This is a genomic window from Aeromonas sp. 1HA1 (assembly GCF_029237385.1).
Taxonomy (GTDB): domain Bacteria; phylum Pseudomonadota; class Gammaproteobacteria; order Enterobacterales; family Aeromonadaceae; genus Aeromonas; species Aeromonas popoffii.
Genome location: NZ_JAACGC010000014.1, coordinates 1 through 21,137 on the forward strand (window position 1 = coordinate 1; position 21,137 = coordinate 21,137).

Below are 21,137 nucleotides of genomic sequence, written 5' to 3' on the forward strand. Positions count from 1 at the left end.
CGTATCGGGATAGGTCATGGACAGATAGATCCGCATCTCATGCAGGTCTCGGAACATCTCAACCTGACCCGCCACACAGGCGGAGAGATCGCCGGTCGGTTCTGCCTGCCAATAGACCTTGCGCTCAATGAGCGCGGGCAGATCCTGGTTTTGTAGGCTAGAGTGGGTCATATATCACACAATCAAATGGTTGGTTGATGCATTCAACCATGTGGCGAGTTGAATGGAAACAAGCTGTTTTTCGCCAAAATGGGTATGATGGGACGATTGTCTAACTACTCAGGAGACAGAAACATGGACTCAAAAACGCTGCTTATGGCCTACATGAGGGCCAAAAAGTACAACCAGTTTCAGGAAGTAGCCGTAGACCTGGGATTTACCAGCTCATACATATCAGCAGTGAACAAAGGAAAGTCGCAACTCACTGATGCGACTGCAAAAAAGATTGCCGAGGAAATCGGCCTAGACGCTAAAGAAATCATGATAAGCCTTGCCGCCGTCAGGGAAGAAAATCCGGAACTCAAACAGGCCTGGTACGAGATCCTGTCGAAGTACACCAAAGGCGCCGGCACGGCTGTAGCCCTTGTGGCTGCGGTGTTCCTGGCCCCTAGCCACGGGCATGACCTAACCGCGCATAATGTATATTATGTTAAATATGATATCTTGTTTCCTGTTCCCACTAATTGAACTGTGTATAATGGCAACAATTGATCCTATCTCTGACCGGATGTCTTAAGTGGCTGAATTAACATCAGAACAACTAAAACCCGCTTTTTCGATTGAACAGTTCACTGCCCTCAGCAAGATCGAACCCATACCTTTCGCCGCCTTGCAACCCAGAGCCATTTCTGGCATCAAACGACTCGCCAGTTTTGATGGCGACTGCCCGGTCATGCTGCTCAACGGCTTCCCCGGTGCGGATTATGAAGGTGTGTGCCAGACGCTGATTGCCGCCTCAAATGGCAGGGATGGTGACCTGTTCGATCTCTGTTACACGGAGAACCTGAACAACCCGTTCAAACCAATCTGGTTGCGTCTGCAGCCAGGTAGCGGCGTCGAGTTTTGTGAAATGGTTGGCGAGCTGCTCAAGCTGATGAGCCACCATCTGGATGCCGAGCGCCTGGTCACCCGCATCATGCGCAAGCAGAACAACGACCCCAAGATCGATGACTTTCTCTCCGATCTGGCGGCTCATGTTGCCCAGGGACTCGAGTTCCAGCATCCCGTGCTGATCAACCTGCTGATCCATCATGAAGAGCAAGAAGCCCCTGTGATTTATGGCCGGGATCTGAACTGGGATACCCTGTTTGGTTCCATCAACTATCAGACAGAGCAAGGCTCAGTGTATGCCAACCAGCATCTGCTTGAACCTGGCCTGTTACGCCAGGCCAACGGTGGCTATCTTATTCTGCAACTCGACGAGTTGTTGGATCAGCCCCACCTCTGGTTCAAGCTCAAAAATGCCATCCAGAAAGGCGAACTGGACTGGAACGCCTATCAGGAAGGCAAAACCCTGACCCCCTTCTTCACCCCCGAAGCGACCCCTATCCGGCTTAAGCTGATCCTGGTTGGCGATCGCCTAGAGGTATCCGAGTTCCAGATGTTGGACAGGGACATGTCCGAGCGTATCTTTCTGCGCGCGGATCTGGTGTCAGAAGTCAATATTGAGGAAGACTTGCCAGAGTTCCTGCAATACCTCGCCTGGATCCGTGAACGCTGGGCTCTGCTGGACTTCACCCCGGCGGCCCTCGCTGCCCTCTGTCGTCATGCCAGCCGCCTGTGTGACCATCAGGAGTGGCTCTCTCTGTCCGAGATCCAGCTTGGTGCCATCATGCGCATGGCTGACAGCCTGGCCCGCGAGATGGAAGCCGACACCGTGACCGATGAGCATATCCGGTTGGCGCAGGAAGAGCAGGACTACCGCCTCAACTACCTGGTGGAGCAATCTGATCAGGGTGTCATTGATGGCCAGATCCTGCTGCAAACCGATGATGAGGAGATTGGTCAGATCAATGGCCTCTCCGTCATTCAAGTCTCGGGCCACCCTTATGATTTTGGCGAACCGGTACGTCTCACCGCGACCGTGCACTTGGGCGATGGCGACATTGCGGATGTCGAACGAAAAGCGGAGCTGGCTGGTCATATCCACGCGAAGGCGATGATGATCATCCACGGTTATCTCTCCAACAAGTTTGGTGCAGAGACCCCCTCGCCGCTCTCTGCCAATCTGGTGTTCGAGCAGTCCTACCACGAAATCGATGGTGATAGTGCCTCTCTGACCGGCCTGTGTGCCCTGCTCTCCGCCCTCGCCCGCCAGCCCATCTATCAGCATTTTGCCGTTACCGGCGCCGTCGATCAGTTCGGCAATGTGCAGGCGGTGGGTGGTGTGAACGAGAAGATCGAAGGCTTCTTCCGGGTATGCAAGATCCACGGCATCACCGGTAAGCAAGGCATCATTCTACCGGGCACCAACATCCAGCAGTTGAACCTCTCCGACGAGGTGATTGCCGCCGTCGAGGCAGGTCAGTTCCACATTCATCCAGTGGATCATGTGGAAGAGGCTATCGAGTTGCTGACCGGCTGCGTGGCGGGTGAACCGGATATGCCGGATACCCTGTTCGGTCGAATTCAGCAGCGCCTGGACGAGCTCAATGGCACGGCGTTCAAGGGGGGCTTGCTCCGTCGCCTGCTGGGCCGGTTGTTCAGCTTATAATAAAAGAAGTGATCGGAGTTGTTTAGCGCACAAGTGTACGCTAAATTGGCTCGGCTTTGACCCATATGAAGGATAAACAGCGTGACCCTAGACAATACCGCCATTGATGCCCGCCTTTCCCTGTGTGAACAAGGTAAAGACTCGTTTACCCGTGAAGAGTTGCTTGCCTGCAGCCGTGGCGAATTATTTGGTGAGGGTAACAGTCAGCTGCCCGCCCCCAACATGTTGATGATGGATCGCATCGTCAAAATCAACGATAACGGTGGCGAGCATGGCAAAGGCGAGATCCTGGCAGAGCTCGACATTACGCCGGACCTCTGGTTCTTCGATTGCCACTTCCCGGGTGATCCCGTGATGCCTGGCTGCCTGGGGCTGGATGCCATGTGGCAACTGGTCGGCTTCTTCCTCGGCTGGAAGGGTGGCCCGGGTAAAGGTCGTGCTCTGGGTGTGGGCGAAGTGAAATTCACTGGCCAGATCCTGCCGACCGCCAAGAAAGTGACCTACAAAATCACCTTCAAGCGTGTGATTAACCGCAAGCTGGTCATGGGGATCGCCGATGGCGTGGTGGAAGTAGATGGCCGCCCCATCTATAGCGCCACCGACCTGAAAGTGGGCCTTTTTAAAGATACCACCGCATTCTGATCAACTGATCCAGTGGTAAGACAGAGATAACGTAAAGGGGCCGCGATGGCCCCTTTCCTTTTGTAATGAGTGATGAAGTACCTACTACTTCATGAAGAGGCCTGAGCCCCGCCCTTCCATGGCGTCACGCCAACCACCAAGCCAATGCCCTCGGGCATCCAGACATTGATACGGACATGCTTCTTTCTGTTTGCCGACAACGCCAGCCTGATAACCACGAGCACGAGCTCTTTCCAGACGGTCCCGTTTCTGTCTCTTCATCATCTACGACCCTCTTCGTGGAACAAAAAAAGCGACCAATTTTTCATCGGTCGCTTTCATCTTTACCCCACAGAGTGCACAGGGTCAAACAAAAAATTCCATGCTATCCGGTCATTGTGACACAAGACACTGAACCACATTAATTTTTAGTGACATGCCTTTTTATCGTTGGTAACGGCGCAGCCAGGTAAACGGCAAAGCCAGCAGAGTCAACCAGAACAGGCTGCCACCACCGCTGCCGCCATCCTGGCCAGTCTGGTTATTGACCGGCGCATTGGCAACCAGGTAGTTGGCAGGTTCATCGTTTTTGAAATCTTTCACAACCGGTGCCAGCTTCACGCTGACCACAGTAGCATTGCTGCGGTTGTTGAGATCGCTCTCGCTGTTGTAGCGATAAGCCGTCGCCGCCACGGTACCATTTGTGCTGATGCCGCTGGCATAAACGATGTGATAGTAGTAGCCGTTCTGGGCACACTGCTTGGCACCGGCATCGTCCAGACCACAGATGAGGTCGTTCAGATACCAGTTGTTGCCGGTCGCCGCGTTGAGCAGGAAACCTTCCTGCATGCGGTTGGTACCATTGACCACAGGTTGGGTCTGGTGACGAGAATCACGCCAGCCAACGACCATATTGTGGTTGTTGATGGCAGCAGCTTCTGAGCCTGCACCGCTGATTGGGCGGTCTTGTAACGGTACACTCGCCGTCTGTTGGGTGTTCAAGTTGAACACGAACATCTCGACCGGGCGGTTCTGGCCCTTGTTGATGCGATAGAGCTGGTTGCCAATCACATAACCGTTGTCATTGACCCCCACAGCCCAGCTGTGTTGCAGCTTGGCGTCATCCTTGCCCGGCTCGCCTTCGGCCAGCGGTATGATTTTGGTGGTGCCCACCTTGCTGTTATCCAGATCCAGCGTCCAGTATGCCGCCAGGTTGCGGCCATCCAGGTAGTTGGTACCTATCTCGCCGGTAGAGGAGTAACCCACCCCGTACAGGCTGCCGTTGAATTCACCAACGCCGAGTGCGGAGGCGGTCTGCACCACCTCGTTGCGACCACGGGCATATTCATTGGCCTGGACCAGCTTGTTGAAGGTGCCTGTGCTGTTGAGCAGCCAGAAGCTGGCCTGGGTGTTGAGTCCCGGGCAGTAGCGATAGTCACCATACTGACCATCGTTGCCGGCGAAGCACCAGTTATAGGGCTCGGAATTGACGGCGATGTTCTTGCCGGTGGCCGCGGTGCCGGTCACCAGATACTGGCCATTGTCCAGCTTCTTGATGCTGGTCGGCACGCTCAGACTGTGGGTGCTGGCGCCATCCTTGAGGTTGACACTGTTGCCGTCATTAACGACGGCAAATGCGGTGCGCAGCTTGCCATTCATCTTGTAACCGACCTGAGTACCAGGCACGTCACCCAGTGCAGTCACCAGACCGTCAACTTCACTGCGAACGACATAACCCACGTTGCTGCGTTGATCGACAGCATCCAGGAAGTCACGACGCCACTGGAAGGCGAAGTTGCTGTTGTCGCTCCAGAAGGCGCTGCAGACCGAGTTGGAGAGCATGCAGCCCTGCTCAAAACGGAAACGATCGACCAGGAAGTCGGCAAACTGCACGGTCGAGAAGTGCTCGGCCATGTTGTTTTTGGTGTTGATCCCGATGAGCCCGTTGCCATCGGCACTGATCCCGCTGGCATATCCCTTGTCAGACCCGTCGACAATGGTGAAAAAGGGGCTTTGTGCCGCCTGGGCATGCAGGCTGGCGCTGACCAGAATGGCCAGCATGGATAATTGCTTTTTCATCTACTTCCTTAGTCCTGATGTTTCAACGCTTCCAACTCCTCCCAACGGGAGAAGGCTTGTTCCAATGCAGCCTCTGCTGCATTCAGGGCATCCAGTTTGAGCTGGGTTTGATCGCTCGGCAGGGCGAAGAAACCGGGATGGTTTACCTCGGCCTGCAGGGCATCAAGCTCCGTCTCCAGCTGTTCCAATCGTGCAGGCAGATTATCCAGCTCCAGCTGCAACTTGTAAGAGAGTTTTTTGGTTTTTGTGACCACCTGGCTCGCCACAGCGGCAGGCTCTGGCGTTTTGGCCTGCGCCACTTTCGCCGCCTGCTGCGTGCTTTGCAAGGCACGGGTCGCCATCATGTCGGCATACCCCCCCACGTAATCACTGATACGGCCATCCCCTTCAAACAGCCAGCAACCGGTCACAGTGTTGTCGATAAACCGACGATCGTGGCTCACCAGCAACAGGGTGCCAGGATAGTCTGCCAGCAGCTCTTCCAGCAGTTCCAGCGTTTCGACATCCAGGTCGTTGGTTGGTTCATCAAGGATCAGTAAATTACTGGGCTTCAAGAACAATTTGGCCAACAGTAAACGGTTTTTTTCGCCTCCTGACAAGGCTTTCACCGGGGTACGTGCCCGCTTGGGTTCAAACAGGAAGTCCTGCAGGTAACCCAGAATGTGGCGGGAACGACCGCGTACCATCACTTCCTGCTTGCCCTCCCCCACGTTCTCCATCACCGTCTGCTCGGGATCAAGCTGATCACGATACTGGTCAAAGTAGGCGACTTCCAGCTTGGTGCCGCCCTTGACCAGGCCACTGCTGGGGTCGAGTTGACCGAGCAGTAACTTGATAAGCGTCGATTTGCCGCAACCGTTAGGGCCCACCAGAGCAATCTTGTCGCCGCGCAGCACTTGCAGATCCAGCCCCTGGAACAGGGTACGATCGCCAAAGTCGAGCCCCAGCCCTTCGGTTTCGAACACCAGCTTGCCGGAACGATTCACATCGTCCATTTGCAGCTTGGCCTTGCCCTGCAGATCGCGACGCTGGGAACGCTCCATCCGCATGGCCTCGAGGGCACGAACACGCCCTTCGTTGCGCGTGCGGCGCGCCTTGATGCCCTGACGCACCCACACCTCTTCCTGGGCCAGCTTGCGATCGAATTCGGCGTTTTTCAGCTCCTCGACCCGCAGCCACTCCTCTTTACCCAGCAGGTACTGATCGTAGTTGCCAGGCCAGGAGGTGATCTCGCCGCGATCCAGATCGATGATCCGGGTCGCCAGCTTGTGAATAAACTCCCGGTCGTGGGAGATGAAGACGATGGCGCCGCGAAAATCCTTGAGGAACTCTTCCAGCCAGTTGATGGCTTCGATGTCCAGGTGGTTGGTCGGCTCATCCAGCAGCAACAGATCGGGGTCACAGGCCAGTGCCCTAGCCAGCGCAACTTTGCGCAACCAGCCACCGGAGAGGCTATCCAGGGTCGCGTCGGGATCGAGGTTCAGCAGGGTCAGCACCTGGCTGATACGGGTTTCGAACTGCCAGCCATTCTGATAATCGAGCTGTTCTTGCAGCTCGCTCATGATGCGAATGTTGGCATCGCTGGGATCGTGGGCCAGCTCCATGGAGATATGGTGATACTGCTTGAGCAGCTCGCCGACACCAGCCAGCCCTTCGGCCGTGTAGTCAAACACGGTCAGATCGCTGGAGGCGGGCGGATCTTGCTCGAGGCGAGTGACCTTCAGATCCTGCTGTTGCACCATGCGGCCATCATCGAGCGGCAGTTCGCCGGCGATGACTTTCATCAGGGTGGACTTGCCTGCCCCGTTGCGCCCGACCAGACAGAGACGCTCACCGCGCTCTATGCTGAGCTCGGCATTGTCGAGCAACGGGAAGTCACTGAACGACAAGCAAGCGCCGTGCAATGTTAAAAGAGCCATTTTCGTTCCTTATTTCATATGAAAAAACGGGCGACAGACTGGGCCTGCTCCCGTTTCATCGTCAAATCAGCATTAATCCTGACGTGCAATCCAGGCCTTCAACTCAACCCGTGTGAAGGGCCAGCCCAGCTCACGCCCTGCCGCATCCCGCAGCACCGGAATGCGCACCCGATAGGCGGCAAGCCACTGGGCATCGTCCATGATGTCGCACTGGCGAGTCTGGGCAGCCAGTCCGGCCTCTTCCACCAGCCCCCATGCTTGTTCGCACAGATGGCAGCCATCGGTGTGAAACAGGGTCAGCATCAAGCTTCTGCTGGCGCCTCGGCGTGGGTGATGATCCAGCAGTTGTGGATATGCTGGTTACGCTCGAAGTCCTTCGGTCGGGTCTGCTGGGTGATGTTGCGAGCCTTGAGACCTGCGGCCTCAAGGCCAGCCAGATCCATCTTGAAGTGGCGCTTGTTGTTGGAAAACACCAGGGTGCCATCGACCGCCAGCAGACGCTTCAGGTGCTGCATCAGCAGCAGGTGATCGCGCTGTACGTCGAAGCTCTCGTCCATCCGCTTGGAGTTGGAGAACGTCGGCGGATCGATAAAGATGAGGTCGTACTGCTCATCCGCTTCCGACAACCACTTCAGGCAATCGGCCTGCACAAACTTGTGCTGACGGCCCACCAGCGAGTTGAGCCGCATGTTGTCCTGCGCCCAATTCAGGTAGGTGTGGGACATGTCGACCGTGGTGGTCTCGCTGGCACCGCCAAGACCTGCGTGCACAGTGGCGCTGCCGGTATAGGCGAACAGGTTCAGGAAGCGTTTGCCCTTGGCCATCTGACCCAGCATGCGACGAGTCTGACGGTGGTCGAGGAACAGGCCGGTATCCAGATAGTCGTAGAGGTTGACCCACAGACGGGCGCCGTACTCCTGCACTTCCATCCGGTGCTGCTCGGCGGCGAGCTTCTGATACTGCTGTTTGCCCTCCTGACGCTCGCGCACTTTCAGGATCACCTTTTCGCCGTCCATGCCGGTCACCTTGATGGCGGCCTGCACCATGTCGAGCAGACGCTGGCGGGTCTTCTGAGCGGGGATGTCCTTGGGCGCGGCATACTCCTGCACCACCAGATAGTCCTGATAGCGGTCGATGGCGGCGTTGTATTCCGGCAAGTCGGCGTCATAGAGGCGATAGCAGTCGATGCCCTCTTTGTTGGCCCACTTCTCGAGGGTTTTAAGATTCTTGCGCAGACGGTTGGCAAAGTCCTGCGCCACCTCTTTTTGGGATGCCACGGAGTCAAGCGCGATCTGATAGTTACGCAGCTGACACTCGAGCGCCCCGTTGAACAGACGATATTGCTTGTCGGCACGCAGACGCAGGCAGCTCAACAGCTCGGGCGAGGCAGAGAGAATGGAAACGCGCCAGCCCTGGAAGCTGCGACGCAGGGCATCGCCGAGAGCCTGGTGCACTTCCAGCAGCGCCGGGAATTCGCCAAGACGCTCGCCATAGGGCGGGTTGGAGATCAGCATGCCGACCTGACGAGCCTCCCCTTCGACGCTAGCCATCGGCAAGGGGTTATCCAGTGCACTGACTTCGGCCTGCTTGAAGGTAATCAGGTGCGCCACCCCGGCCGCCTTGGCGTTATCGCGGGCCTTCAGCAGCACGCGGGGGTCGGCATCGCAGCCAAACAGCTTCACTTCGCAGCGCTGCATGCCGCGCTTGGCGCGCACCTGGGCTTCCATCATCAGGCTCTGCCACAGCTCGCTATCGTGTTGCAGCCAGCGATCAAAACCGAAGCGCTCGCGGCGCAGGGCCGGCGCCATGTCGGCGGCGATAAAGGCAGCTTCAATCAGCAAGGTACCGGAGCCGCACATGGGATCCATCATGGACTCACCAGCCCAGCCGCTACGGGCTATCATGGCGCAGGCCAGGTTCTCTTTGAGCGGCGCTTCGCCTGTGCCCTGACGATAGAAACGCTGGTGCAGCGCCGGGCCTGACAAGTCCAGCGTGATATTGGCCTTGCCTTTGCCCAGGTGCGCCATGATGCGGATATCCGGCGACTTCTTGTCCACATCCGGGCGCACGTGACCCCGCTTGGTGAAGCGATCGACGATGGCATCCTTGATTTTCAGCGCGCCGTACTGGGTATTGCGAATGGCGGGGTTGGTACCGGTAAAGTCCACCGCTATGGTGGAGGTACCGGAGAAGTGCTCTTCCCAGGGGATGGTGTGGGCGCCCAGATAGAGATCCAGATCGTCGTTCATCTGGAATTCGGACAGCACCAGCACGATACGGGAGGCAAAACGGCTCCACAGGCAGGCCTTGTAGCCAATCGCCAGTTCGCCTTTAAAGTGGACGCCAGCAACGGTCTCACGGACCTGCTCTGCGCCCAGGGTGGTCAGCTCGTCGGCCAACAGGTTTTCCAGCCCCTTGGGGCAGGTTGCAAAAAATTCTTTCATCACGCTCACGGGGAACCCATAAAAATAGTGCCGCATTATACCTTAAGAGCCGATCCGGAGCAGCAAAAGCTTGGTGATGACGCCAGAAACAGGGCGTTTATCCCCGCCCATTCTGCCATCCCTTGATACCAGGTCAGCCATGCCAGGCATCCGATGATGCCTTGAGCGAGGTCAGCTGATGGGGTGACAGGGTATCGCCGCACACTCGCGGCAACCTGCGTCGAGCTAGACTTCCCTTGCCAGCAGGCAAATATCATCAACATCCGTGACGCGGCGGATATAAACACATCATGACTGCCATATTTGACAGGCGCCAAACAAGACTCTCTGAGTTATTGTCCTTGCGACAAAGCATGTACTTTCGTTACCCCGTGTTTTGCCCTCCCGTTATCGTCCGTATACAGGAGGGCTATTTTTTACTGGCCGCTTCCCCCATTTGTTAAACTGCCAGACTGTCATATCTATCAGGTTTCAGGCACCACCATAAGCCTTAGACTAGTTTGGTGGCTGGAATAACAGCTTATCCCTCCTGTAGAGTGTTTTTGCGCCCTCTCATCTTCTTGATGCGAGGGCATTTTTGTTAGCTGCATTAGAGTATGAAAATAATGCTGTTGGCCATGGCCGACATCTGGATTGAAAAAACTCGCTTGCTTTGGATGATGTCACTGGATACTTATCATTCGTGATCTATTCAGACTGACTTGGCCATAAGCCAAATATAAGAAACCCGCATCTCGCGGGTCTTTTAGAGCCATAATAATGACATCAAATTGCCCAACGCAGGCCGAATGATGTCACCGCCACGTGTTTTCTGCCGGGCACATTATCCAGCTTGGGGGCATACCCGATTTCCAGAGCCAGATTTTTATACCCCAGGCTGACAACCGGCAATACCGCAAAGCCATTGATACCTGAGCCATCAAGATAACCAGCCTGCAGTCCCAGACCGGCGAAGAAGCTCTCGGTGAGATACCACTCCTTGCGATACATAAAGCCTGCATAGACCGCAAATTTTTCGTAAGAGTCCTCATAGCCGCCACCACGCAATGAGAGTTTGCCGGTATCGCTATCCCCCAGAAAAACCCAATCTACCCCGAGGCCCGGGTTGATATTGTTGAAGTCACAGGTTTTTCCGTGCGGTCCTTTGGCCGCTTGGCAATCACTGTGGATTGATGCTCCATAGATGAGGACCGACAGATCTTCTGTCGCAGAGACTGTGAAAGGCAAAAATAATAGACTACTGGTTAGTAGATACTTGTTTATTGTCATGAGTCGTTTCCCTGATCATGTTGCTGACACGTATCAACCGGATACACATCTATTACACAGCACAATTTCGAGACTACGGCGTTTACAGGTGAGCCTCAAGTGGCACAGCTCACATTTACAAGGTTAATAGCGGTGAACGAGAAAAAATATCAGTGTGACCAGGCAGGAATTGTCATGTTGCATTCATAATGAAGAGAAATACCCTGAGTCAGGATGACATCAGGTTATTTTACACCCTCCTACAGAAGACAAGAGCGAAACATCAGCCCACCTGACGGTATTGTGTCTGGGCCGGTACTCTGGCGATCATGCGGTTATTCATGACCTTGATCACCCCGAAACGGGGCAGGATCTTGCTGGCGGTCAACATCAGATCATCAGTCAGATTCAGACAGACACTGGCCTGTTCACCCGCCTCGATCACCATGAATTCCCCCTTGCCATGAAGGGTGGTCATGCACACCAAGGCTCCGGTCTCAGGAATAATAAAGGGATGCACTTCACCAAAGAACCAGCTTTGCGGCATCATGGGTTTATAAAAGCGACTGACAGCGATGGCATTGAGTACCAACTGGACCTGATGGGGGGTGCTCCAGTCGAGTTCGACAGCCTTGTCCATCAACTGATAATAGAGGGCAGCATCGTCCACGCAAAAAGGCTGGGTAGTGAAGGAACAGGGTACAAGCTGGCGCCCTTTATATTCGGTAGCGAATATCATGCGATCGGATAAATCCAGCATCAGACGATCATGATGAGCATCATAATGCCACTGCCAATTGTCATTGGGTTGGATACACATGGGGGCGCCCTTACTGAAAGTCGTTACTCGATTTTATTCCATGTCGAGAATTTCAGCAACTTTAAATAAAGGGCACCCATTTATTTCTTAAATATGGGTCACAATCTCTTTGACCAGACTCGGGCCTTTATAAATAAAGCCGCTGTAGATCTGGAACAAACTGGCACCCGCTGCCAGCTTCTCCCGCGCTGCTATGGCGCTGTCTATGCCCCCCACCCCTATGATGGGCAGTGCGCCGTCCAGTGCCTTGGCCAGCTGACGGATCACCTCTGTGCTCTTGTGCTGCAACGGACGCCCACTGAGGCCACCCGCTTCACCAGCGTGGGGCATGTCATAGATCATCTCCCGCTCCAGGGTAGTATTGGTGGCTATCACGCCATCGATCCCGTTTTTGATCAAGGACGCGGCCACCTGATTAATTTCATCCAAACTCAAGTCCGGTGCAATTTTAACGGCGAGCGGCACGTACTTCTTATATTGGGCAGCCAGCTCCTGCTGACGGACCTTGAGCGCGGCCAGCAACTCATCGAGTGCATCGCCGTATTGCAGCTGGCGCAGACCCGGGGTATTGGGGGAAGAAATATTGACGGCAATATAGCCAGCATGATCATAAACCTTGTCCATGCAGATCAGATAGTCGTCTTTGCCCTGCTCTATCGGGGTGTCCTTGTTCTTGCCGATATTGATGCCGATGACACCCTGATATTTGGCTTTCTTGACCTGGGCGACCAGATGGTCAACACCCTTGTTGTTGAATCCCATCCGGTTGATGATCCCCTCTGCCGGAATAACCCGGAACAGACGAGGTTTGTCATTGCCACTCTGGGGCTTGGGGGTCACTGTACCTACTTCAATAAAGCCAAACCCCATGGCACCAAATGCATCGATACACTCCCCGTCCTTATCCAGACCCGCAGCCAGTCCGACCGGATTGGCAAAATAAAGCCCCATGACAGTGACGGGGCGTTTGGGCAGTGAATGGCGGAAGAAACAATCCAGTGGCGTACCGAGAAGGCGGGGCAAATATTTGATGGAGAGATCGTGTGCCTGTTCAGGATTGAGCTTGAACAAGAAATGCCTGGCGAGGGGGTACAACATTTTTGCTCCTTAAAAAAGCCCCGGCAACTGGCCGGGGCTTTAGGGGTTATGCCGAGGTTCGGCAATTCAACTGGAGCAGGTTCAACTCTCGCAAGGCCACCGAGAACTTGGCGAACTCGTGGGTGCTCGTGGTCTTGAAGTCGGCCAACATATGGGTCCAACGGGACAAGAGTTGCTCATGCTCCGAAATCCAGTCGGCCAGTATGGTAGCGCATTCTCCCTGATCTTTGCACCCTTCCAGTACCACAGATGTGAGACTGCGTTGCTGCCAGTCCAGATCTTCACGGAAGGAGGCCCGTGCCATCGCCTGCCAGTGGTTACCCACCGGCTGATGGTTGATCTGCTCGAGGAACCAGTGCAGATCGAGCTTGGCACCGAGGCGATAGTAGACGTTGGCGGCGCGCAATATGTCGGTCTTGTGCTCCGCGGCAATCTGTGCCAAATCCAGGCTGGAGAAGAGGCTGCTCATATGGACCACCTGACGGGCGATGGCATCCGGCACCTGCTTGGCCACCAGCGCAGCGACTGCCTGCTGGTGCTCGGCGACCTCGCTCTCGTCCATCACCTCGTAGAGGTGGGTCGCCAGGGTCTCGAACGCCGGGCGGAAGAACGCGATGTTCTCAGCGATGCTCCAGCTGCGATTGCGGGCACGCAGGAACCAGCGGGTGGCGCGGCGCACGATGCGACGGCTGTAGAACATCAGTTCGAGCTGGATCTGGGCATCCACCTGGTTGTCGCACCCTTCGATGTCACGCCACAGGGCCCCTAAGCCAAACACCTCGCGGGCCATGGCGAAGCAGCAGGCCACTTCGGCCACCGAGGCGCCTGTCTCATCCTTCATCCGGCTGGCGAAGTTGAGCCCCATGTCATTGACCAGCATGTTGGCCACCCGGGTCGCAATGATCTCACCCCGCAGCGGATGCTGGGCCAGCTGGGCACCGAACTGCTGCTGCAGCTTGGTCGGGAAGCTGGTGACCAGCATGTTGGCCAGGAAGGGCTCCTCGGTGACCTCCGGGCAGTTGAGCTGCTCCTTGAGCACCATCTTGCCGTAAGCCACCAGCACCGCCAGCTCGGGACGGGTCAAGCCCTGCCCTGCCGCCATCCGCTCGGACAGTTCCTCATCAGAGGGCAGGAACTCCAGCCCCCGATCCAGCTTGCCTTCACGCTCCAGCCCCTGGATAAAGCGTTGCTGCTCCTTGAGCTGCTCGGTACCCCGGAAACTGGTGACCGAGATGGACTGGGACTGGCGGTAGGCGTTGGTGATGACAATCTGCGCCACGTCGTCGGTCATCTCATAGAGCATCTGGTTACGCTGCTTGAGGGTCAGATCGCCAGCGGCCACCAGCTGGTTGAGCAGGATCTTGATGTTGACCTCGTTGTCGGAGCAATCCACCCCGCCCACGTTGTCGGTAAAATCGGTGTTGATGCGACCGCCCTGACTGGCGTATTCGACACGGCCGAGCTGGGTAAAGCCCAGGTTGCCACCCTCACCGACTATGTGAGCACGCAGATCACGACCATTGACCCGCAGCACGTCGTTGCTGCGATCCCCCACTTCGGCATCGCTCTCGCGAGAACTCTTCACATAGGTGCCGATGCCCCCGTTCCAGAGCAGGTCCACATTCAGGCAGAGCAGCGCCTTGATCAGCTCGTTCGGCGCCATGCTGGCCTTGTCGGTACCGAGCAGGGACTGGATCTGCGGGCTCAGCTTGATGGACTTGGCCGAGCGCAGGAAGATGCCGCCTCCTGCCGAAATGAGGTCGCGGTTATAGTCATCCCAGCTGGAACCCGGCAGCTCGAACAGCCGTTTGCGCTCGACAAAGCCCTTGGCCGCATGGGGCGTCGGGTCGATGAAAATGTGCATGTGGTTGAAGGCGCCCACCAGCTGGGTGTGCTCGGAGAGCAGCATGCCGTTGCCAAATACGTCCCCCGCCATGTCGCCGATGCCCACGCAGGTGAAATCGGTGGTCTGGCAGTTGATGCCGATCTCACGGAAGTGGCGCTTGACCGACTCCCAGGCGCCGCGCGCCGTGATACCCATCTTCTTGTGGTCATAACCGACCGAGCCGCCGGAGGCGAACGCATCGCCGAGCCAATGACCATATTCCTGGCTTATCTGGTTGGCGATGTCGGAGAAGGTAGCAGTGCCCTTGTCGGCCGCCACCACCAGGTAGTAGTCATCCTCGTCGTGGCGTACCACGGATGTTGGCGGGATCACCTCCCCCTGGATGATGTTGTCGGTCACATCGAGCAGACCACGGATGAACAGGCGATAGCAGGCCTTGCCCTCCTCCTGGATGACGGCGCGGGCCGCCCCCACCGGCATCTGTTTGCAATAGAAGCCGCCCTTGGCACCGACCGGCACTATCACTGTGTTCTTCACCTGCTGCGCCTTGACCAGACCCAGCACCTCGGTACGGAAATCTTCCTTGCGATCGGACCAGCGCAAACCACCACGGGCCACCTTGCCCCAGCGCAGATGCACCCCTTCCACCCGAGGTGAATAGACGAAGATCTCGAATTTCGGCAGCGGCAGCGGCATGTCGGTGATGCTGGAGGGTGCCAGCTTGAAGGAGACGTACGGCTTGACCTGACCATCCTTGTCCAGCTGGTAGTAGTTGGTACGCAGGGTGGCATCGATCATCTCCACATAGCGGCGGATGATGCGATCGTCATCCAGGTTCGCTACCTGATCCAGCTTGGCGGCCAGCTGCTCGTGGAGCTTGGCCTGTACCTTGGCATCCTGTTTGCCAGCCGGGTCGAGGCGCTGCTCGAACAGGGTGAACAGCAGCTGGGCGATGTCGGGATAACGGGTGAGCGTCTCTTCGATGTAAGACTGACTGAAGGAGACACCGGTCTGGCGCATGTACTTGGCGTAGGCACGCAACACCGAAACCTGACGGCCGGTGAGGTTGGCACCCAGGACCAGACGGTTGAAACCGTCATCTTCCAACTCCCGGCTCCAGACGGCAGCGAATGCCTGCTGGAAGCGCTGTTGGCTCTGTTCCAGATCAAACGGCTGATCGCCACGTAGCAGCATGGAGAAATCGAGGATCCAGAACACATCCCCAGCAGGGGTACGGACCTGATACGGGGTCTCGCCAATTACCCGCAGCCCCATGTTTTCCAGCATGGGGAGCACATCGGAGAGGTGAATGGGTTCGGTGCGGTGGAACAGCTTAAGGCGGACCCGGCGATCGTTCTCTTCCTCCTGGGCGCGGTAGAACAGCATGCCAAGGGAATGGGTTTCACTGAGATTGTCCAGCTCAATGATGTCGGCCACGGCGGAGCCCGGCAATACATCTTCCTTGTAGGCACGGGGGAAGGCGGTGCTGAAACGACGACGCAGGGCATTGCCACGGGCCTCGCCATAATGGGTCAGCAGCACGGAGTCGAGTCGGTCGTCCCAGCTACGGGCCGCTTCAATCAGGTTGTTCTGTACTTCGTTCACGTCCACATCCACGTTGTTATTGTTGACCCGTACTATGTAATGGGTCCGCGCCAGCACGCCTTCAGAGAAGTAGACGTTGAACTCCACCTCTTCGCTGCTGCCGAAATACTTCTGCAGGATCTGCTGGGTCTTGACCCGCAGCGCCGTGTTGTAGCGCTCCTTGGTGACATAGACCATGCAGGAGAAAAAACGACCGTAGAGGTCGCGGCGCACGAACAGCCGCAGCATGTCCCGCTCCTGCATCTCCAGCACGCCGAGACCGGTGGCAAGCAGCTCCTCTTCGCGCGCCTGGATCAGCTCATCGCGGGGATAGGTTTCCAGCACGTTGAGCAGGGCCTTGTAGGCGTGAGAGCCCTTCTCATGACCGGACGAGGCCATGATGCGCGCCAGCCGGTGGCTGATGAGCGGGATCTGGGTCGCACTGGTGTTGTAGATGGAAGAGGCATAGAGACCGATGAAGCGATCCTCCCCCACTACCTTGCCGTGCTCGTCAAAACGCTTGATGCCGATGTAATCCACATAGGCCGGACGGTGAACCCGGGACTTGCTGTTGGACTTGGTGAGGATCAGCAAATCAGAGCTCAGGGCTGCATGACGGGCACTGGCCGGCATGTTGCCAAGGCGCTGCCGCTCATCCTTGATGGAATTCTTCATCAGTCCCAGGCTGGAGTCCGACAACGGCAGGATCTCGTGATCCCCTTCCACCGCCTTGACGTCGTAGCGGCGATAGCCCATCAGGGTGAAGTTGTGGGCGGCCACCCACTTGAGGAAGGCAACACAGGAGGCGACATCCTCCTTGCTGACCGGGTTCTTGCGCTTGGGCAGCTCGTCAATGATCTCGTTCAGGCGACCCAGCATGGGCTGCCAGTCGCCGACCGCCAGGGCCACTTCACCGGCAACCGAGTTGAGCTCGGTGGCCAACGCCTCCATCTGGTCGTCACTGGTCAAGTGATCGATCTCGATAAGGAAGGCGGTTTCGACCGATGTCTGCCCTGCCGTGTTGTCGAGATCCAGAATGGCGCTGATCTTGCCATCCGCACCACGGATCAGGTGCAGCGGCTGGTGCAACATCATGTGGGCGGTGATGTTGAGGCGCTTGAGGGTCATGCGGATGGAGTCCACCAGGAAGGGGGAGTCCTGCAGTATGATCTCGACGATGGTGTGGGGAGACTGCCAGCCGTGGCGGGTCAGCTCGGGATTGTAGACCCGGATGTAGGGCTCCGTGCTGGTACGCTGGTTGAGCGCATTCCACAGGCTGAGCGCGGCGCCGTAGAGATCGCTGTCATTGCGATCATGCAGATCGGTACTGGCCATGTTGCCGTAGAACTTGGCAACGAAGCACTCGACCAGGGAGGCACTCTTCTTGGGCAACTTCTGATGGATCAGGCTGAGAACGTTTTCGAGCAGAACTGAGGTAGGGGCGTCTTTCAATGCCATTGCTATATTCCTTATCGGACGACATTAACCACCGACGGAAAGACATCCACCCTGGATGCCCACCGGTACAGAGTTGCTGCGCAGTGTAATGTCTTGGATCAAGGAAGGCGAGAAAAGGTGATAAGGAGATGTTAAAAACAAGGGGCAGATCACGGCTTGAGCTGTGAAAAATTTTGCCAATTTGGCAAAAAACAGAAAATCCCACTGGATGACCACGAATTTACCAGATAGATAGTGATTGAAAGCAGATAATTACTCGGGATCCTGTTCAGATTTTGTTAATTTATGCGTTCCAGGCTGATAAAGCGATAATCATCCTGGGTGTTCAGCCGAAAATAGCCGTATACACCATTGATAGCGACGAATGGCCGGATTTTTTCCAAGGCCAACTCTATGGTCAGGCCCTGCTCGGTACGCACCACCAGCCGTCTGGCATGGCCCTGATACATCAGCATGATCTCATCGCTGTTGAGCGACAGCCGGAAAGTAAACTGCTTCACTGTGACTCCTGATAAAAAACACCTATGGACGGCCACCACGGAGCGATCGCGCCGGTGCCTTGACATGCTGCGCGACAAACAGGGCAGGAGAGCCGGCTCCCCTGCCCTGTACCACTCGATTACTGCTGCAACGCCTTGCTTATCTTTTCGAACAGATCCCGTGCCAGCCCGTCCAGGTTGAACAGCCGGAGCAGCTCTGCGCGGATCAGTGCCTTGCGTGCCTCATCCAGTCGTTTGAACTGGATGAGCGGGGTGATGAGACGAGACGCCACCTGAGGATTGACTTCGTTGAGCTCGATCAGCAGATCGGTCAGGAAGCGGTAACCACTGCCGTCGACGGCGTGGAACTGTACCTGGTTGTTCATGGCAAAGCTGCCGATCAGCGCACGCAGCCGGTTCGGGTTGCGAATGCTGAAGGTGGGGTGGGCCATCGCCTGGCGCACCTCGACCAGCACGTCGGCGGCAGGTTTGCTGCCCACCAGCCGCAGCCAGTTGTCCAGTACCAGTCCATCCCTGGCCCACTTGCCCTCGAAGTCCGCCAGCAAGGCTGCCCGACATGGCAGCAGATGGCCGTTGGCCACCTGCAGCGCCGCCAGGGTATCCGTCATGTTGTCGGCATCCGCATACTGCTCGCGCACCAGCGCATCGGCATGCCCGGTATTCAGTGCCGCCAGATAACCGAGCACCACTCCTTTGAGGGCCCGTTTGGCCATATCGGCGTGCACCACCTGATAACCGGTCAAACGCAGGCGCTGGTAAGTGGCCGTCAGCCTGGCCCCGAACGCCTGCGCCAGCGAGGTGTGAATGGTATCCCGCGCCTGATGGATGGCATCGATATCGGCCACCTCGAACAGCTCGGCCAGGGTAGCCTCCCCCGGCAGCGCCAGGATCTCCGCCTTGAGAGCCGGGTCCAGCTCGTCATCGTCCAGAATGGCGACAAAGGCAGCCAGCAGGGTCTGGGAGAGCTCAACCCCCTGCCCGTGCTGGACCCGCGCCACCCCGTCGATGACCGCCTTGTTGATCAGCATCTGGGCTGCATCCCAGCGGGCAAACTCGTTGCGGGCAAAGCGCATCAGAAAGGCGAGCGCTTCATCGCTGTAGTCGTAGTGCAGCTTGACCGGCGCGGAGAAGTCCCGCAGCAGGGAAGGAACCGGCTTGACCTGCACCTGATCGAACACGAAGGTCTGCTCCTCGTCCAGCACGTCGAGCACGTTACCGATGGCCTTGCCCTGATATTGCAGCGCAATGACGGCACCTTGTTCGTCATAGAGTTCGATGTCCAGCGGGATGTGCAACGGCAGTTTTTGCGGCTGATCCTGGGTCGGCGGGGTGTGCTGGCTCACATGGAGGCGATAAACGCCGCTGGCGGCATCGTACTCGTCAGTGACGGTCAGCTCCGGCGTGCCGGACTGGCTGTACCAGCGGCGGAAACGGCCGAGATCCACACCGGAGGCATCCTCCATCGCCTGCACGAAATCATCGCAGGTGACCGCCTGGCCATCGTGGCGCTCGAAGTAGAGCTTCATCCCGGCTTGGAAGTTGGCTTCCCCCAGCAGGGTGTGCAGCATACGGATCACTTCCGAGCCCTTCTCGTAGACGGTCAGGGTGTAGAAGTTGTTCATCTCTATCACCACATCCGGGCGGATGGGGTGCGCCATGGGGCCGGCGTCCTCGGCAAACTGCGGGCCACGCACGGTACGCACGTTGTTGATGCGGTTGACCCCGCGTGAACCCAGATCGGAGGAAAACTCCTGATCCCGGAACACGGTCAGCCCCTCTTTGAGGCTGAGCTGGAACCAGTCACGACAGGTAACGCGGTTGCCGGTCCAGTTGTGAAAGTATTCGTGGCCGATCACCCGCTCGATACCGTGGTAGTCGACGTCGGTAGCGGTAGCCGGATTGGCCAGCACGAACTTGGAGTTGAAGATGTTGAGTCCCTTGTTCTCCATGGCGCCCATGTTGAAAAAGTCCACCGCCACGATCATGTAGATGTCGAGATCATATTCGAGGCCGAAGCGCTGTTCGTCCCAGCGCATGGAGTGGATAAGGCTCTCCATGGCAAAACCGGCGCGGTCCAGATTGCCCTTGTCGACGAAGATCTCGAGGGCGACCTTGCGGCCGCTTTTGGTGGTGTAGTGGCTACGCTCTACATCGAAATCACCGGCCACCAGCGCAAACAGGTAGCTCGGTTTGGGGAAGGGATCCTGCCACTGTACGAAATGGCGGCCGCCATCGAGCTCACCGCTGTCGACCTTGTTGCCATTGGAGAGCAGGAAGGGATATTTGGCCTTGTCGGCAGTGATGCGGGTGCTGTAGCGCGCCAGGATGTCGGGCCTGTCCAGGTAATAGGTGATCCGGCGGAATCCTTCGGCCTCACACTGGGTGCAGTAGGCATCGCCAGACTTGTAAAGCCCTTCCAGGGCAGTGTTGGCGGCAGGATCCAGCAGGGTAACGACTGTCAGCACGCATTCGGCCGGCAGGTTGAACAGCGTCAGGCTGCTCTCCCCCTGCTCATACTCTTGATAAGGCACGCCATCCACACTGACGCTGTGCAGGGAGAGTCCCTCCCCATCCAGTACCAGCGGCGCATTGTGTTCACCGTTGCGACGCAGACGGGAGATGGCGGTGACCTGGGTCAGCGGCTCCTGCAGTTGAAAATCGAGATCTATGCTGTCGATCCAGTAGAGCGGAGCCTGATAATCCTGGCGATATTTGGCCGTCATGGCCTGGGAGTGATCGGTCATTATTGTTTGCTTCCACGCTTGTAATTGACGTGTCAGAGGCTGTCACAACCGGTTGGCAGGGTC

14 protein-coding genes are annotated in these 21,137 nt (G+C 57.0%); 3 read left to right on the forward strand and 11 right to left on the reverse strand.

The features are described 5' to 3' along the window. The first annotated feature begins 294 nt into the window (after window positions 1-294). The 3 genes from GWQ22_RS06825 (at window position 295) to fabA (ending at window position 3,355) form a co-directional block, all read left to right on the forward strand. Complete coding sequence (locus GWQ22_RS06825) at window positions 295-687, forward strand: helix-turn-helix domain-containing protein (protein ID WP_275929835.1); 393 nt, start codon at window positions 295-297, stop codon at window positions 685-687. Between the two features lie 49 nt (window positions 688-736). Next, entirely contained in the window at window positions 737-2,713 is a 1,977-nt protein-coding gene (locus tag GWQ22_RS06830; protein WP_275929836.1) for a Lon protease family protein, read from the forward strand. Window positions 2,714-2,794: 81 nt separating this feature from the next. Next, on the forward strand, window positions 2,795-3,355 hold the full coding sequence (fabA, locus tag GWQ22_RS06835; protein WP_042037785.1) for a 3-hydroxyacyl-[acyl-carrier-protein] dehydratase FabA: 561 nt from the start codon (window positions 2,795-2,797) through the stop codon (window positions 3,353-3,355). A gap of 84 nt (window positions 3,356-3,439) precedes the next feature. Here the strand turns inward: fabA and rmf are convergent, their stop codons facing one another. The 11 genes from rmf to pepN all read right to left on the reverse strand — a co-directional run bounded on the left by rmf (window position 3,440) and on the right by pepN (window position 21,074). Next, window positions 3,440-3,619, reverse strand: coding sequence for a ribosome modulation factor (rmf, locus tag GWQ22_RS06840; protein ID WP_005315693.1), 180 nt, complete (start codon window positions 3,617-3,619; stop codon window positions 3,440-3,442). Window positions 3,620-3,778: 159 nt separating this feature from the next. Then, entirely contained in the window at window positions 3,779-5,413 is a 1,635-nt protein-coding gene (locus GWQ22_RS06845; RefSeq protein ID WP_275929837.1) for a DUF3466 family protein, read from the reverse strand. 8 nt (window positions 5,414-5,421) lie between these two features. Next, a complete protein-coding gene (locus GWQ22_RS06850) occupies window positions 5,422-7,332 on the reverse strand; it encodes an ABC transporter ATP-binding protein (RefSeq protein WP_275929838.1) in 1,911 nt (636 codons plus the stop codon). 72 nt (window positions 7,333-7,404) lie between these two features. Continuing rightward, window positions 7,405-7,635: a glutaredoxin family protein gene (locus GWQ22_RS06855; protein ID WP_275929839.1), complete on the reverse strand. Its 231-nt coding sequence runs from the start codon at window positions 7,633-7,635 to the stop codon at window positions 7,405-7,407. Further along, window positions 7,635-9,812, reverse strand: a complete 2,178-nt coding sequence (rlmKL, locus tag GWQ22_RS06860) for a bifunctional 23S rRNA (guanine(2069)-N(7))-methyltransferase RlmK/23S rRNA (guanine(2445)-N(2))-methyltransferase RlmL (protein ID WP_275929840.1) — start codon at window positions 9,810-9,812, stop codon at window positions 7,635-7,637. Before rlmKL ends, GWQ22_RS06855 begins: the two co-directional genes overlap by 1 nt. A gap of 729 nt (window positions 9,813-10,541) precedes the next feature. Beyond that, window positions 10,542-11,045 carry a hypothetical protein gene (locus GWQ22_RS06865; protein ID WP_108536997.1) on the reverse strand — a complete coding sequence of 168 codons (504 nt, stop codon included), beginning with the start codon at window positions 11,043-11,045 and terminating at the stop codon, window positions 10,542-10,544. Window positions 11,046-11,307: 262 nt separating this feature from the next. Further along, window positions 11,308-11,844 (reverse strand): cell division protein ZapC, encoded by a 537-nt coding sequence (locus GWQ22_RS06870; protein ID WP_275929841.1) that lies wholly within the window; start codon window positions 11,842-11,844, stop codon window positions 11,308-11,310. A gap of 87 nt (window positions 11,845-11,931) precedes the next feature. Next, complete coding sequence (gene pyrD, locus GWQ22_RS06875; RefSeq protein WP_275929842.1) at window positions 11,932-12,942, reverse strand: quinone-dependent dihydroorotate dehydrogenase; 1,011 nt, start codon at window positions 12,940-12,942, stop codon at window positions 11,932-11,934. Between the two features lie 46 nt (window positions 12,943-12,988). After that, on the reverse strand, window positions 12,989-17,830 hold the full coding sequence (locus tag GWQ22_RS06880) for an NAD-glutamate dehydrogenase (RefSeq protein WP_275929843.1): 4,842 nt from the start codon (window positions 17,828-17,830) through the stop codon (window positions 12,989-12,991). A gap of 278 nt (window positions 17,831-18,108) precedes the next feature. Then, window positions 18,109-18,330, reverse strand: coding sequence for a DUF2835 family protein (locus tag GWQ22_RS06885; RefSeq protein ID WP_042037798.1), 222 nt, complete (start codon window positions 18,328-18,330; stop codon window positions 18,109-18,111). Window positions 18,331-18,449: 119 nt separating this feature from the next. Continuing rightward, entirely contained in the window at window positions 18,450-21,074 is a 2,625-nt protein-coding gene (gene pepN / locus GWQ22_RS06890) for an aminopeptidase N (protein WP_275929844.1), read from the reverse strand. Between the last annotated feature and the right edge of the window lie 63 nt (window positions 21,075-21,137).

Excerpts from the sequence above, each read along its gene's own strand:
- GWQ22_RS06825 (WP_275929835.1), top strand. The coding sequence starts at position 295 with ATGGACTCAAAAACGCTGCTTATGGCCTACATGAGGGCCAAAAAGTAC.
- rmf (WP_005315693.1), bottom strand. The coding sequence starts at position 3,619 with ATGATGAAGAGACAGAAACGGGACCGTCTGGAAAGAGCTCGTGCTCGT.
- GWQ22_RS06845 (WP_275929837.1), bottom strand. The coding sequence starts at position 5,413 with ATGAAAAAGCAATTATCCATGCTGGCCATTCTGGTCAGCGCCAGCCTG.
- GWQ22_RS06850 (WP_275929838.1), bottom strand. The coding sequence starts at position 7,332 with ATGGCTCTTTTAACATTGCACGGCGCTTGCTTGTCGTTCAGTGACTTC.
- GWQ22_RS06855 (WP_275929839.1), bottom strand. The coding sequence starts at position 7,635 with ATGCTGACCCTGTTTCACACCGATGGCTGCCATCTGTGCGAACAAGCA.
- rlmKL (WP_275929840.1), bottom strand. The coding sequence starts at position 9,812 with ATGCGGCACTATTTTTATGGGTTCCCCGTGAGCGTGATGAAAGAATTT.
- GWQ22_RS06865 (WP_108536997.1), bottom strand. The coding sequence starts at position 11,045 with ATGACAATAAACAAGTATCTACTAACCAGTAGTCTATTATTTTTGCCT.
- GWQ22_RS06870 (WP_275929841.1), bottom strand. The coding sequence starts at position 11,844 with ATGTGTATCCAACCCAATGACAATTGGCAGTGGCATTATGATGCTCAT.
- pyrD (WP_275929842.1), bottom strand. The coding sequence starts at position 12,942 with ATGTTGTACCCCCTCGCCAGGCATTTCTTGTTCAAGCTCAATCCTGAA.
- GWQ22_RS06880 (WP_275929843.1), bottom strand. The coding sequence starts at position 17,830 with ATGGCATTGAAAGACGCCCCTACCTCAGTTCTGCTCGAAAACGTTCTC.
- pepN (WP_275929844.1), bottom strand. The coding sequence starts at position 21,074 with ATGACCGATCACTCCCAGGCCATGACGGCCAAATATCGCCAGGATTAT.